General features: G+C 68.5%; 12 protein-coding genes. 6 read left to right on the top strand and 6 right to left on the bottom strand.

Annotated elements, in window-relative coordinates; genetic code table 11:
- Positions 1 to 39: 39 nt before the first annotated feature.
- The 5 genes from RGU41_RS02015 to RGU41_RS02035 all read right to left on the bottom strand — a co-directional run bounded on the left by RGU41_RS02015 (position 40) and on the right by RGU41_RS02035 (position 5,958).
- Complete coding sequence (locus RGU41_RS02015) at positions 40 to 318, bottom strand: HPr family phosphocarrier protein (protein WP_134445914.1); 279 nt, start codon at positions 316 to 318, stop codon at positions 40 to 42.
- A gap of 90 nt (positions 319 to 408) precedes the next feature.
- A complete protein-coding gene (gene ptsP, locus RGU41_RS02020; RefSeq protein WP_322135382.1) occupies positions 409 to 2,097 on the bottom strand; it encodes a phosphoenolpyruvate--protein phosphotransferase in 1,689 nt (562 codons plus the stop codon).
- A gap of 119 nt (positions 2,098 to 2,216) precedes the next feature.
- Complete coding sequence (locus RGU41_RS02025; protein WP_322135383.1) at positions 2,217 to 4,208, bottom strand: fructose-specific PTS transporter subunit EIIC; 1,992 nt, start codon at positions 4,206 to 4,208, stop codon at positions 2,217 to 2,219.
- Positions 4,205 to 5,173 carry a 1-phosphofructokinase family hexose kinase gene (locus tag RGU41_RS02030; RefSeq protein WP_134445911.1) on the bottom strand — a complete coding sequence of 323 codons (969 nt, stop codon included), beginning with the start codon at positions 5,171 to 5,173 and terminating at the stop codon, positions 4,205 to 4,207. The genes RGU41_RS02025 and RGU41_RS02030 overlap by 4 nt, the downstream gene beginning before the upstream one ends.
- Positions 5,170 to 5,958: a DeoR/GlpR family DNA-binding transcription regulator gene (locus RGU41_RS02035; RefSeq protein ID WP_134445910.1), complete on the bottom strand. Its 789-nt coding sequence runs from the start codon at positions 5,956 to 5,958 to the stop codon at positions 5,170 to 5,172. Before RGU41_RS02035 ends, RGU41_RS02030 begins: the two co-directional genes overlap by 4 nt.
- Positions 5,959 to 6,136: 178 nt before the next feature.
- Between RGU41_RS02035 and RGU41_RS02040 the strand changes: the two genes are divergently transcribed.
- The 6 genes from RGU41_RS02040 (at position 6,137) to RGU41_RS02065 (ending at position 13,949) form a co-directional block, all read left to right on the top strand.
- Positions 6,137 to 7,330 carry an exonuclease SbcCD subunit D gene (locus RGU41_RS02040; RefSeq protein WP_134445909.1) on the top strand — a complete coding sequence of 398 codons (1,194 nt, stop codon included), beginning with the start codon at positions 6,137 to 6,139 and terminating at the stop codon, positions 7,328 to 7,330.
- 25 nt (positions 7,331 to 7,355) lie between these two features.
- Positions 7,356 to 10,373, top strand: coding sequence for an AAA family ATPase (locus RGU41_RS02045; RefSeq protein WP_322135384.1), 3,018 nt, complete (start codon positions 7,356 to 7,358; stop codon positions 10,371 to 10,373).
- Between the two features lie 200 nt (positions 10,374 to 10,573).
- Positions 10,574 to 11,593, top strand: a complete 1,020-nt coding sequence (locus RGU41_RS02050; protein WP_322135385.1) for a S1C family serine protease — start codon at positions 10,574 to 10,576, stop codon at positions 11,591 to 11,593.
- 182 nt (positions 11,594 to 11,775) lie between these two features.
- Positions 11,776 to 12,099 carry a PDZ domain-containing protein gene (locus RGU41_RS02055; protein WP_416173131.1) on the top strand — a complete coding sequence of 108 codons (324 nt, stop codon included), beginning with the start codon at positions 11,776 to 11,778 and terminating at the stop codon, positions 12,097 to 12,099.
- Positions 12,100 to 12,144: 45 nt separating this feature from the next.
- Entirely contained in the window at positions 12,145 to 13,446 is a 1,302-nt protein-coding gene (locus RGU41_RS02060) for an ISL3 family transposase (RefSeq protein ID WP_322135197.1), read from the top strand.
- Between the two features lie 134 nt (positions 13,447 to 13,580).
- Entirely contained in the window at positions 13,581 to 13,949 is a 369-nt protein-coding gene (locus tag RGU41_RS02065; RefSeq protein WP_322135386.1) for a DUF2834 domain-containing protein, read from the top strand.
- On the opposite strand, the gene RGU41_RS02070 is transcribed toward RGU41_RS02065, so the two are convergent.
- Positions 13,855 to 14,592 (bottom strand): Pr6Pr family membrane protein, encoded by a 738-nt coding sequence (locus tag RGU41_RS02070; RefSeq protein ID WP_322135387.1) that lies wholly within the window; start codon positions 14,590 to 14,592, stop codon positions 13,855 to 13,857. The two genes, RGU41_RS02065 and RGU41_RS02070, sit on opposite strands and share 95 nt — an antisense overlap.
- Positions 14,593 to 14,627 lie beyond the last annotated feature (35 nt).

Below are 14,627 nucleotides of genomic sequence, written 5' to 3' on the forward strand. Positions count from 1 at the left end.
CCGACTACCGAGGGTGCTTCCTGTTGTTCCGGTGGAGTATTACTCGGCGTCGAGGTCCGTCTCGAGGATCTTGACGAGGGCTTCGAGCGCCTCGTCGGCTCCGTCGCCTTCCGCGCGCAGCACGACGACGTCGCCGTTGGCCGCACCGAGGCTCATCAGGCTCAGGATGCTCGAGGCGTCCATGGCGTCTTCAGCAGGCTCGCCCTCCATCGCGATGGTGACCTCGATCGGCAGTTCGCCGACGGCGGCCGCAAAAATGGACGCGGGACGGGCATGCAGGCCGACTCGGCTGGCAATGGTGGCTGTGCGTTCGGACATAATTCCTCCTGGTTGATACTCGACGACGGTCGTGCTCGACGATACTGCGGGCTGACTGGAGTGGTGCGGGGAGCGGTTACGCGTGTGCGGTTACAGACCCAACTCTTCAAGTATGGGCAATCCGGCGCGCACGCGCTTGCGGGCCTCGGTCGGATTCGGCGCGGACACCGCGAGGACCGCGAGCTTCTTGGCATCGTCGAGGGTGACGGACTTCAGCACGGCTCCGACAGCGGAGAGCGAACGGGAGGTCATCGACAGGGTCGCGACCCCGAGTCCGACGAGCACGACGGCGAGCACGGGGTCGGCTGCGGCCTCGCCGCAGACGCCGACGGGCTTGTTGTTGCCTTCGGCGATCGAGCCTTCGACGGTCAGTCCGATGAGCTTGAGCACGGCAGGCTGCCACGGGGAGTTCAGCGCGGCGAGAGTGCCGAGCTGGCGGTCGGCGGCCATCGTGTACTGGGTGAGGTCGTTCGTGCAGAGGCTGACGAAGTCGACTTCACCGAGGATCCGGTCCGCGAGGAGCGCGGCGGAGGGGACCTCGACCATGACGCCGGGGATCTTGAGCCCTGCGGTGGCGCACATCGCAGCGAACTCCGCGGCTTCCTCCGGCGTCGCGATCATCGGGGCCATCACCCAGACGCTGGTCGAGGAACCTTCGGCGGCCTGGGCGATCGCGGTGAGCTGGCGGGCCAGCACCCCAGGGGTGGTCAGGTCGGTTCGGTATCCGCGCACGCCGAGCGAGGGGTTGGGCTCGCTCGTGTCGGTCAGGAACGGCAGCGGCTTGTCGGCGCCGGCGTCGAGGGTGCGTACGACGACCTTCTGGCCGGGGAACGCGTCGAACACGCCGCGGTAGGCGATGACCTGTTCTTCGATCGTGGGCTCGGTCTCGCGCTCGAGGAAGCAGAACTCGGTGCGGAGCAGTCCGACGCCCTGGGCGCCGGCTTCGGCAGCCTTGACGGCGTCCTTGGCTCCGCCGACGTTGGCGAGCAAGGGGACGAGGTGGCCGTCCGCGGTGCGACCGTTGCCATCGAAGACGGCGAGGATCGCTGCGGCGGTCTTCCAGGCTTCCACGGCGGCGATTTCCTCGGCGCCGGGCTCGAGGGAGAGGAGGCCGGCCGCGCCGTCAACGTACACCTCGATGCCGTCTTCGAGGGCGTCGACGCCGGGGGCTGCGACGACGGCCGGGAGGCCGAGGGCGCGGGCGATGATCGCGGTGTGGGACTGCGGTCCGCCGCCGGAGGTGACGAGGGCGAGGATCTTCTCCGGGTCCAGGGTCGCGGTGTCAGCGGGGGCGAGGTCCTCTGCGACGAGGATGAACGGTGCGTCGGCGAGGGGGATGCCCGGCGCGGGAACACCGCGGAGCTCTGCGACGATACGGGCGCGCACGTCGAGGACGTCCGTTGCCCGCTCGGCCATATACCCGCCGAGGTTGATCAGCATCTCGGCGACGGAGGCGCCGGACTCCCAGATCGACCGCTCGGCGGACAGGCCGGTCTTGATCAGCTTGATGGCCGCCTTGATCAGCATCGGGTCCGTCGCCATCAGCGCGGTGGCCTCGAGGACGGCCTTGCTCGCGCCGGTCGCTCCCGCTGCGCGGTTCTGTAACTCGACCTGCACGGTCTTGGCAGAGGCACGCAGCAGTTCGGCGGCGGCATCCGCTGAGAGGGACGCGGCCAATCGTTCTCCGGCCGGGGGTTCACTGACCGGTTTGGGCATCTGCCGAATCGATCCGATGATCCGCCCGGGACTGACGCCCACGCCGGAGAAGTTCTGCTGCACGGTTTAACCTCTATTCTTGCGTGGGAATTGGTTGCCCACGGTAACGATATTACGCGGCGGCCGGTACGGATCACGTATCGGCCGCCGCGTTTTCATGCGGTGATGGTACTACTGGTTGTTCAGGCGGTGACGAGAACCGGGGCTTCCACTCCGGAAACGACCTTCTTCGTGGTGTACCGCTTCAGGGCGATGACGACCAGGCCTGCGACGACGGTGCCGATCGCGATTGCCAGGGCGAACAGCGCGAAGCTGTCGATCGCGAAGAAGACGAAGATGCCGCCGTGCGGGGCCTTGCTCGTGACACCCCAGGCCATCGACAGGGCGCCCGTGACACCGGCACCGAGCATGCTCGCCGGGATCACGCGCAGCGGGTCTGCCGCGGCGAATGGAATGGCACCCTCGGAGATGAAGGACGCACCGAGCAGCCAGGCCGCCTTGCCGTTCTCACGTTCGATCGGGCTGAACAGCTTCTTGTCGAGCACGGTGGCCAGGGCCATCGCGAGCGGCGGAACCATTCCGGCGGCCATCACGGCGGCCATGATCTGCCACGGAGCCTGGTTGGCCACGGTCGCGGTGCCGAGGCCGGCGACGGCGAAGGCGTATGCAACCTTGTTGACCGGGCCACCGAGGTCGAAGCCCATCATCAGTCCGAGGATCAGTCCGAGGACGATCGCCGCTGCGCCGCTCATACCCGTGAGCCAGGTGTTCAGTGCGGCGGTGAGCCACGCGATCGGACCACCGAGCACGAGGAACATCAACCCGGAGGCGACGATCGACGCGACGAGCGGAATGATCACGACGGGCATCAGGCTGCGGAGCCAGCGCGGAACATTGAGCCGCGCGAAGCTGGCCGCTGCGACACCGGCGAGCAAGCCGCCGGCGATGCCGCCGAGGAAGCCGGCACCCATGAAGCCTGCGACGGCGCCCGCGACGAACCCGGGGGCGATTCCGGGGCGGTCGGCGATCGCATAGGCGATGTAGCCGGAGAGCGCCGGGACCAGGAAGCCCATCGACAGGGCGCCGATCTTGAAGAAGACCGCGCCGAGATAGATCGCAAGGCCGCCGTCGGGCAGGTTGAAGAGGCTGTTCTGCAGGGTGACGACATCGGCGATCTTGGTGATCTCATAGCCACCGAGGAGGAAGCCGAGTGCGATGAGCAGGCCTCCACCTGCCACGAACGGAATCATGTAGCTGACACCGGTGAGGAGCGCGCGCTTGACCTTCTGGCCGAAGTGCTCGTTCTTCTCGTCGACCTCCGCCGCTCCTGCGGTTCCGCCGACGCGGCGGGCGTTCGGGTTCTCCGAGGCCGCGATGGCGTCCGCGATGAGCTTGGCCGGCTCGTCGATGCCGCGCTTGACTGGAACCTGGATGACGGGCTTGCCCGCGAAGCGCTCGCGGCCGCGCACGTCGACGTCGACCGCGAAGATCACCGCGTCGGCCGCTGCGATGACCGCGGGGTCGAGCATTGTGAGGCCGGCGGAGCCCTGCGTCTCGACCTGCATCTCGACGCCCGCGGCTTCCGCGGCGGCCGAGAGGGCCTCAGCGGCCATGTAGGTGTGCGCGATACCGGTGGGGCAGGCCGTGACGGCGACGAGGCGCTTGACCCCGGTGCGGACGGATGCCGCGGGGGCTGCAGTGCCGCCGCCGACAGCGACGGGAACGGGGGAGACGACGTTGGTGACGAGCTCGACGATCTCTGCGGGCGTCGTGGCGGCGCGCAGGGCGGCCGTGAACGCGGGCTTCATCAGCGAACGGGAGAGCTTCGCCAGGATCTTAAGGTGTTCCTGGTCCGCGCCTGCCGGCGCGGCGATCAGGAAGACCAGGTCGGCGGGGCCGTCTCCTGCGCCGAAGTCGACCGGGGTCGACAGGCGGGCGAGCGCGAGGGTCGGCTCGGTAACGGCTGCGGAGCGGCAATGCGGGATGGCCAGGCCACCGGGGATGCCGGTTGCCGTCTTCGCTTCGCGGGCGAGGGCATCCGCGTACAGGCTCTCGATCTCGGTGGCCCGGCCTGCGCCGACAACGAGCTCGGCGAGTCGCCGGATGACGCTCGAGGGAGCGGCTCCGAGGTTCTTATCCAGAGCGACGAGCTCCGGGGTGATCAGTGCACTCACTGGACATCCTCCTTTGGATGGGTCAGCTGCGTCACGGTGACGTCGCTGGGCTTTGTTTGGTTCAGTGCCGGAACGGTTGATCCGGGCAAAGATGCGGCTGCGGCCCCGTGGGCTGCTGCCTGGCGGAGCGCATCGGGGGCGCTGCCGCCGGCCAGGTCGCTCAGCAGGAAGCCGGCCAGCGACGAGTCGCCGGCGCCGACGGTGCTCACGGCGACCATGGGCGGCGTCTGGGCGAGCCAGGATCCGTCCCTGGTCGTCAACACGGCACCCTGGGCGCCGAGCGTGGCGAGGACCGCGCCGACGCCGCCGGCCACGAGGCGAGCGGATGCCGCTGCGACCAGTGACGGATTGCCCTCGAGGGCTTCGGCGTCCGGGATCCCGGTGAGTTCGGCGAGTTCCTCACCGTTCGGCTTGATCAGGTCTGGGCCGGCGCTCACGGCAGCGGCGAAGGGGGCGCCGGACGAGTCGACGGCGACCTTCGGCGCCGCGGAGCCGTAGCGGGCGCGCAGCCGGCGGATGATGTCGGCGTAGAAATCGACGGGAGCTCCCGGTGGAAGCGAGCCGGCGAGCACGACCCAGCCTGCTCCATCCGCCCGGTCGAGCACGAGATCGATGAGTTCGGTCTGTTGCGCGGGGGTCAGCACCGGGCCGGGCACGTTGACCTTGGTCGTGGTGCCGTCCGGCTCCGTGATCGCGACATTGCTGCGGATGCTTGCGCCGATCGGCATGCCGAGGTGCGGGATGCCCGCATCGGAGAGCGCGATGAGCACGGGATCGAGGGCGTCGCCGGGCAGGATCGCGAGGCTCTCCACGCCGGAGGCCTCAAGGGCGCGGCAGATGTTGACGCCCTTGCCCCCCGGCTCCACGTGGCTCGCCACGGCTCGCTGCACCTCGCCGCGGGCGAGGATGCCGTCGAGCGAGATCGTGCGGTCCAGGCTCGGATTCGGGGTAAGCGTGATGATCACGCGATCACAACCTCTACGTCAGCCGCGGCCAGGGCCGCGGAAAGTTCCGGTGATGGGGGTGCGTCCGTGATGAGCACGTCGATGTCCCCGAGGGCGGCGAACCGCACCAGGGTCTCTTCGTCGAGCTTGGTGGAATCGGCGAGCGCGACGACGAGCCGTGCCGATCGGACGATGGCGGTCTTCACGGACGATTCGACGAGGTCGGGGGTGCTCAGGCCGAAGATGGCATGCACGCCGTTGGCGCCGATGAACGCGATATCGGGGCGGAGCCCCTCGAGCTGCGCGATCGTGCTCTGGCCGACGACCGCGCGGGTCAGGCCACGGACGCGACCGCCGAGGAGGTGGAGCTGGATTTCCTCGTTGCCGGCAAGCTTGTATGCGATCGGAACGGCGTTCGTGATGACGAGGAGCTGGTCGTCGGGTCCGGCGGATGTCCAGTCGGCGAGACGGTCGGCGAGGAGCTCGGTGGTGGTGCCGGCGTCGAGGATGATCGACCCGGACTGGCTGGTCGGGATCATGGCGAACGCGGCAGCGGCGATGCGTTCCTTCTCGTCGTGTCGCTGGGTCTGCCGTTCGGCCAGGCTCGGCTCCGAGAGGCTGAGGCGGTCGAGGGCGACGGCCCCGCCATGGACTCGACGCAACTGCCGGGAGCCTTCGAGCGTATCGAGGTCGCGGCGCACTGTTTCCGGGGTGATGTCGAAGCGGGTTGCGAGTTCATTGACGGTGACCCGGCTGGCTTCGCTGACGAGTTCGGCGATCAGCGCCTGCCGTTCTTCCGCAAACATGATACCTCCTCGTCTTTGAGTGACCCCCGCCACTGCGCGGCCCGATCGCTTCGATCAGGATTGACTACACGATATCTGTGTTTCTTTTTGTTTGTCAAGGAAAACACAGAAGAACAAAGATGGATGCTGTGGGCGGGCCGATCGGCCCGTGTCGGTGCTGGACGGTAGCGTGACGACCATGAGGATCCTGCACACGTCGGACTGGCACATCGGGCGCACGTTCCACACGCACTCGACCCTCGAACACCTCCGGATCGTGCTCGACGCGCTCGTCGACGTTGTCCGCGATCGTTCGATCGACGTGGTCGTCGTCGCCGGCGACGTGTTCGACTCGGCGATGCCCTCAGCGGACAGCTACACCCTCCTCGCGACGGCCCTCCGCGAGATTCGGAACGCCGGCGCGCAGGTCATCATGACGAGCGGCAACCACGACTCGGCCACCCGGCTCGGGTTCCAGTCCGAGTGGGCCGGCCTGGCGGGCATCCATGTGATCACCCGGCCGGAACAGGTCGCCACGCCGGTCACTCTCACCGACGAGCACGGACCCGTGCACTTCTACGGCATCCCCTTCCTCGAACCGGCCCTGGTCCGCCACCTCTATGCCAATCAGACGCACCCGGAACGAACGCTCAAGACCCACGAGCAGGTGCTCACCTTCGTCATGGACCAGATCCGGTCGGATCTCGCGGTCCGCGGCGGTCGCTCCGTCGTGCTGGCGCATTGCTTCGCGGCCGGCGTCGCGGCCACGCAGGAGGCGAGCGACGTCGAGCGGGACATCACTGCCGGCGGGCTCGACCTCGTGCCGGTCAGCGTGTTCGAGGGCCCGGACTACGTCGCACTCGGGCACATTCACGGGCGAGCCAGGCTCGAAGACCGGGTGCGCTACTCCGGCGCACCCCTGCACTACTCGTTCGCCGAGGCCGCAAAGCCCCGCGGCGCCTGGCAGGTCGACCTCGGCCCCGACCGTTCGGGGAAGGGCGCCGAGCTCGAGATCGAGTGGGTCGCCCTCCCGGTTCCCCGGAGGCTCAGTGTGCTCACCGGCGAGCTCGAGGAACTCCTCACCGCCGACAGGTTCGCAGCATTCGAAGGGGACTGGGTCTCGGCCGTGCTGACCGACCAGGTCAGGCCCCTCGACGGCATGCGGGCGCTCCAGAAACGTTTCCCGCACTGTGTCACGCTCGAACACCGGCCGGCCGTCGTCGTGGATACCGGCAGCGAGAGCTACGCCGAACGGATCAACCGGCAGACCGATCCCGACATCGTCGCCGGCTTCCTGAGCTTCGTGCGCAACGGTGTCGGGCAGACGGAGTTCGAGCGAGACCTCGTCGCCGAACTGCTCGCGGCCGGGGAACTGAAAGAAGTCACCCAGTGAGCATCAGGAACACGAGGAGTACGACGTGAAGATCAAGCGCCTGCGGCTCGCCGGGTTCGGCCCGTTCAAGAACGAGCAGGTCGTCGACTTCGAGCGCTTCGACGACGACGGTATCTTCCTGATCACGGGCAAGACCGGCGCGGGCAAGTCCAGCATCCTCGACGCGGTCTGTTTCGCCCTCTATGGAAGTGTTCCGCGCTATGAGGGCACGGAATCGCAGTTGCGCAGCGACCATTGCGAACCCGGTGATCCCACCTTCGTCGAGCTCGAATTCGGCCTGAACGGGAACGACTATCGCATCTTCCGCACTCCCAGGTACCTCAAGGCCAAAAAGCGGGGCATCGGCACGACCGTGTCCGCACCGGATGCCCGGCTCGAGATCCGCGACGCCGCCGCGGTCGACGCCGCTGCCGATGCAGTCGACGGCTGGCGGGGTCTCGCCGCACGCCCCGTCGATGTCGGGAACGAACTCTCCCGCATCCTGCCGCTCAAACAGGACCAGTTCCTGCAGGTGATCCTGCTCGCACAGAACCGGTTCCAAAGGTTCCTGCTCGCCAAGACCGACGATCGTCGCGAGGTCCTGCGCACCCTCTTCGGCACCAGCAGGTTCCAGAGTCTGGAGACAGAACTCATCACGCGTCGCAAGGCCCTCGACGATGAACTCACCGGCGTGCGCGTGCGGCTCGAGACTCTCGCGGCATCCGCCGCCCGGCACGTGCCAGCAGGCACCGAGCCCGGCACCGCAGCACCAGACCTGGCCTGGTTCGAGGCGGCCACCGCCGAACTCGAGCAGGCACTCGCCGTCGCCGTCGCCGCGGCTGCCCGTGCGGATGCCGCACTGGTCGACGCGACGGCCGGGCTTCGGGCCCAGGAAGAGATGCGGGCCCGCCAGGACCGCAGGGACGCCGCAACGGCCACCCTGGCCGTGCTCGACGAGCGCAGCTCCGTTGTCGACGCCGACCGTGACGACCTCGCGGCCGCGCACCGCGCTGCCCGGGTATGGCCCCAGATCGAAGCAGAGTCCGCTGCGCTCGCCGCTGCCCTCGACGCGGCGCGGGCGGAGGTGGCTGCGCGGGAGAACTGGATCACGGTCAACGGTTCCGACGAGGTCGACCAGGACGGCGACGACGATCAGGATGCCGTCCCACTCTCCGCCACCATCGACCTGCTCCTCGAACAGCTCGGGTCCCTGAACGACGTCCTCGCGGCCGAGGAAGAACTGCCGGCCCTCGATGTGGAGTCCGGGTCCGCCGAGGCCGGGCTCGCCGAGATCCAGGCCACGCTCGACGGGCTGCAGGCGCGGATCGACGCAGCGCCCGCCCTGCTCGACGACCTCGACCGGGACCTCGCCGCGCTCGCTCGCGACTCCGCCCGCGAACCGGAAGCCGTCGCCGCGCTCGCCCGCGCGGTCGCCGCGGAAGCCGCAGCCGCAGAGGCTGCCGCGCTCGAGGCGGACCTCGACAGGGCACGCAGCCGGCACGCGGCCGCCGCCACCGAGAACGCCGACGCCGCCGGACGCTACCGAGACCTCGTCGCCAAGCGGCTGGCCGATCACGCCGGCGAGCTCGCCGGCCGGCTCGTTTCCGGCGAACCGTGCGGGGTGTGCGGTTCCACGCTGCATCCTCACCCCGCGGAGGCGCCCGGTGAGCCGGTCACCGAGGGCGACATCGAGGCCGCCCTCGCCGGAATGACCCGCGCCCAGGAGGACCTCGAGCGCAGCAACGGTGAGGTCCTCAGCCTGGGCGCGCGCGCCGCCGCCGCCCGTGCTTCCGCCGGCCCGGGAACAGGTGCCGACCGCACGGCCTCGCGCGCGGCCGCGCTCACCGCACTTGAGACTGCCCGCACCGCCGCGGCACGGGAAACGGAACTCGGTGCCGAGCGGCTGCGGCTGCGCACAGAGCTCGACCACGCGCGGGAGACCCTCGCCGGGGTCCACTCCGGCAGGGACGACGCCGCGACCCGGCTCACCGAAATCCGCGGCCGCCGCATCGCGATCGAGGAACGGGTGAATCGGCAACTGGCGGGCTACACCTCCGTCACCGAACGGGCCGAGAGCCTGCGCACCGAGCTCGAGGCGGCGCGCGCCTTCGAGACGGCCCGCGCCCTCAGCGGCGAACGGGATCGTGCCCTCGATGCCGCCTCCGCGGCCGTGGCCGACCGGCTCACCGCGGAAGGCTTCGTGGAAGCAACGGAGGTCGTCACCGCACGACTCACGCCGGCCGAGATCGCGACGCGGGAGACCGGCATCCGTGCCCACGACGACCAGCTCGCCGCGGTGCGCGCCGTGCTGGCCGAACCGGAGCTCGCCGACCTTCCCGATGTCGCGCTCGATCTGGACCCGGCCAGGGCCGCCAGGGCCGCTGCGGCCACGGCCAGGGACGAGGCGTTCACCGAGCACGGGACCCTCGCGATCCGGCAGGAGGAACTGGCCGTCGTGGTCGCCGAGGTCCGCGCGCTTGCCGCCACCTCCGCGACCCTGCTCGTCACCCAGGCCCAGGTGCGGGAGCTCGCCGCGGTCGTTCACGGCGAGGAACCGAACACCAAACGGATGAAACTCGAAACCTACGTGCTCGCCGCGCAACTCGAGGAGATCATCCTCGCCGCGAACGGTCGCCTGCGGGACATGACCGGCGGCCGATACGCCCTCGAACACGACGATTCCCTGCAGTACCGCGGCACCCAGTCCGGCCTCGGACTCGCCATCCTCGACCAGCACACCGGACGGGCCCGCCCGACCCAGTCGCTCTCCGGCGGCGAGACCTTCCTCGCCTCACTCGCCCTGGCCCTCGGGCTCGCCGAGGTCGTCTCGCACCAGGCCGGCGGAATCGCGCTCGACACCCTCTTCGTCGATGAGGGCTTCGGCTCCCTGGACAGCGAAACGCTCGAAACGGCGATGAGCACCCTCGACGGCCTCCGGGCCGGTGGCCGCACCATCGGACTGATCAGCCACGTGGATTCGATGAAGGAACAGATTCCGGCGAAGCTCGAGGTCACCGTCACCGATCAGGGTTTCAGTGAAATCGGCAGCACAGTCCTCGTCTGAAGCTGCGCCGGTTTGGACCTGTGCTCGTCTGACGCTGTGCTCGTCTGACCGGCCCGGCCTGCCCGGAGGGGCTCACAGTCGATGGGCGGGACCCTCTGGGCCAACACCACGACGCCTCATAGAAATCCGATAGCTTCCGGGACTTGGGTGGGAACCAGTCGCGACGGTACGGCCGTCACCCGGAGGAAAAGGATCTCACAATGACTGGCACCGAACCCACGGGCACGGAACCCACTGGCACGGAACCCACTGGCACGGAATCCACGGGCACGGAACCCACGGGCAACAGCCTGGCCGCACCCGTCGTCAACCCGGCCTTCCACCGGCCGCGCTTCCGTGCCGGAGTGATCGTCTCGATGGGGCTCGCTGCAGCCCTCGTCACCGCGACGACGGGCGCCGGCCTGTACTTCTCCTCGATGGCCGTCGCCCAGGTCGTCGCCGCGGCCTCCTCCTCGAACAGCTCGACGTCGGGCACGAGCAGCTCGGGCTCGGTTGCGGGATCAACCGGATCATCGGGAACCTCAGGTTCCTCGGCGACCCTCGGTACCTCCGGCCTGCGCCCCGGCGGCCCCTCCAACTATGGGTCCGGCACCGCATCCGCGACGACGGCCACCGCGCTCGACACCACTGCGGCAACGGCCGCGCAGTCGGTCGGCGTCGTCGTCATCGACACCGTCCTCAAGTACCAGAGCGCCGAAGCGGCCGGCACCGGAATCGTGCTCACCTCGAACGGTGAGATCCTGACCAACAACCACGTCATCGACGGCGCGACGAGCATCAGCGTGACGGTCGTCTCGACCGGCGTGAGCTATGTGGCGGATGTCGTCGGTACGGACTCCTCGCAGGACATCGCCGTGCTGAAACTCGAGAATGCCTCCGGGCTGGTCCCCGCCACTCTGGACACGACCTCGACCGTCGCGGCGGGGGACGCGGTCACCGGGGTCGGCAACGCCGGCGGAACGAGCACCCTCACCGCGGCGGCCGGCACCGTCACGAGCGTCGACCAGACCATCACCGCGTCGAGCGAGGATGCCACGGACGCCGAAACCCTGACCGGCCTGATCCAGGTTGACGCGGACATCCAGTCCGGCGACTCCGGCGGGCCCTCTACGACGCCGACGGGGAGGTCATCGGCATTGACACGGCGGCGTCCTCAGGGACCGCGACGATCAGTGGCTTCGCGATCACGATCGACGCGGCCCTCGAGGTCGTCACCCTGATCCACACCGGCGTCGAAACGAGCACTGTCACGATCGGCTACCCGGCGTTCCTCGGGGTCGCGGTCGGTTCGGGCGCCACCACGTCGACGGACACGGGCTCTGTCAACGGCCGCAGCTACCGCGGCAGCCTCGGCGCGGCATCCGGCACCACCGGATCGACGGCCACGACCGGTGACTCGGCCGTGATCACGGCGGTCGTCGCCGGTTCGGCCGCCGCCACCGCCGGGATCGTCGCGGGCGACACCATCACCGCCGTCGACGGCACGTCGATCACCTCGGCCGCCGCCCTCACCTCGACCCTCACGGCGTACAACCCCGGCGACTCGGTCACCCTCACCTGGACGGACACCGCCGGGGCACCCACACCGCATCCGCGACCCTCACCGCCGGCCCCGCCGACTGACCCGCGCGCGTCTCCTCTCCGCGAGAGCGTAATTTTGGCTCTCCTGACGTTACCGTGGGTGGTTTCCGAGCGCCTTAACGAGTGCACGCCGCTCTCCGTCTAGGTTTCTAACTGACAAAGGCAAGAAACACAGGGACGAGAAAACGGCGTGCAAAACTCAACACTATGGCGGACTCTGCTCGGAGTCGACAAAACCATCGTCGAAGCGGTCGATCTCGACGCGGATACGGGCATGCTGGTCGCGTCGGTGCGCCCAACGGCATCGATGCGGAACCGGTGCGGGGCCTGCCGGAAGCGCTGCCCGCGCTACGACGCCGGTGACGGGCGGCGCCGCTGGCGATCCCTGGACGCCGGCTCGGTGCAAATCCACTTAGAAGCTGCGGCGCCGCGGGTGAGCTGCCGGGTGCATGGCGTGACGGTCGCCGCCGTGCCGTGGGCCCGGCATCAGAGCGGGCACACTTTGTTCTTCGATGACCAGGTCGCGTGGCTGGCCACGCAAACATCCAAGTCCGCCATCACCGTGCTGATGCGCATCGCGTGGCGCACCGTGGGCGCGATCATCACCCGGGTTTGGGCAGATACGGAGAAGCAGTTCGACCAGTTCGCGGGCCTCACCCGGATCGGGATTGACGAGATCAGTTACAAGCGCGGCCACAAGTACTTGACCTGCGTCGTGGACCACGATTCTGGCCGTCTCGTCTGGGCGGCACCAGGCCAGGACAAGGCCACCCTCGAGACGTTTTTTGATGCGTTGGGGCCGGAGCGTTCGGCACTGATCACGCATGTTTCCGCGGACGGTGCGGCCTGGATCGCCAGTGTTGTCGCGGAACGAGCGCCGAACGCTGTTCGCTGCGCTGATCCGTTCCACGTCGTGAAATGGGCCACCGAGGCCCTCGATGAAGTCCGCCGGGGCGCGTGGAACGAGGCCCGCAAAGCCGCCCGGCACAACGATGCCCGACGCACTCGCGGCCGGCCCCCAGCCGACGCCCCGGCACGCCCAGACAGCGCCCGGGCGACGGGCATCAAGAACTGCCGATACGCGCTTTGGAAGAACCCGGAAAACCTGACCGAGAAGCAACAAACGAAGCTCGCCTGGATCGTGCAGACCGACCCCCGGCTGGCTCGGGCGTACTACCTGAAGGAAGGCCTCCGTGTGATCTTCAAACTGCCTCTCGAGGAAGCGACCGAAGCTCTCGACAAATGGGTTGGTTGGGCTCGCCGCTGCCGCATCCCGTCCTTCGTGAAACTGCAGAAGAGCATCGTGAAACACCGCACCGCGATCCTGGCCTCCATCGAGCACAGCCTCTCCAACGGCCGCGTCGAATCCATGAACACCAAGATCCGCCTCATGACCCGCATCGCGTTCGGCTTCAAATCACCCGAGGCCCTCATCGCCCTCGCAATGCTCAGCCTCGGCGGGCACAAACCCGTGCTTCCCGGCCGGGACTAACCCACGGAAGAGTCAGGAGAGCCGTAATTTTGGCCCTTAAACCGCTGGTTTAAGGGCCAAAATTACGCTCTCGCGAGGTGGGTGGACGCGTCGACGTGACGGGACGGAGCGGGAAGGGGCGGCATACTGTCGGCATGACCCGGAACTGGACCCCGCTCGCCCTCGTGTACCTCGGCTTGAGTATTGCCGGCCTGATCGGCACCTGGACGTACAACATCCTCTCGATCAGCCAGGCGCGCGACTACGTCGGCGACTGGACCGGAAGCGGCCCCTCGGTGTCATCGCTCACCGTCGACCTGCTTGTGACAGCCGTGGCAGGCAGTATCCTGATCATCGTCGAAGCCCGCCGGCTCGGCATGAAACGCGCCTGGCTCTACGTCGTCCTCGCGTTCGTTCTCGCCTTCGCGTTCAGCTTTCCGCTGTTCCTCGCGATGCGCGAGCGTCAGCTGGAGGCGACAGGGATGCTGCCGGATCTTCCGCCAGAACAGCTGTCGAAGCCGTGACCCCTGTCGCATGCCCCGCCCGGCTCACGGAGATCGCCGCAGCAGCGAGGCCCGCGATGACGACGGCGATTCCGAGCACGTACCCGCCGACGCTCCCATATCCGCCGGGTCCGGTCGGGTCGAGGAACGGGTAGGTGTAGAACCCGGTGACGGCGCCGCGGATCACGGCGTAGACGACCCACACGATCGGATACAGGAGGGCGAAGCCCAGGGCCTTCCAGGCGAGGGCCGGCCGCCCAGGGGCGAGGAGCCAATCGACCAGGATGAAGATCGGCGCCCAGACGTGCAGGACCTCGTTCGGCCAGGCGATCCCGGTGAAACCGTCGGACACCACGTTGCGCAACAGTGCGTTGTAGACGACCGCGGTCACGATCGCGTAGCAGAGCCCCGACATCCTGATCCGGGTGAAAAGCTCCGGGTCTGCCCGGAACCGGAGGGCGAGGGAACCGCCCCAGAGCAGGACGACCGCGTTGACCAGGCTCGACTGCACCGTGAAGTACCCGAAGTACTCCGTCGGCACGAAGGCGTCGTGCACAGCCTGGTCGACGACTTGAGTGAGCACACTCGCGAGGAGGAGCATCCCGATCGCGAGGCGGAAGACCCCGAAGACGCGTCGTTGCGTGGTCACCGCTGCTGTTGCCATGGCATCACGATAGCGGTGCGGACGGGCGGGATCGA

It is taken from the genome of Cryobacterium sp. 10C3 (assembly GCF_034314285.1).
GTDB lineage: Bacteria > Actinomycetota > Actinomycetes > Actinomycetales > Microbacteriaceae > Cryobacterium > Cryobacterium glucosi.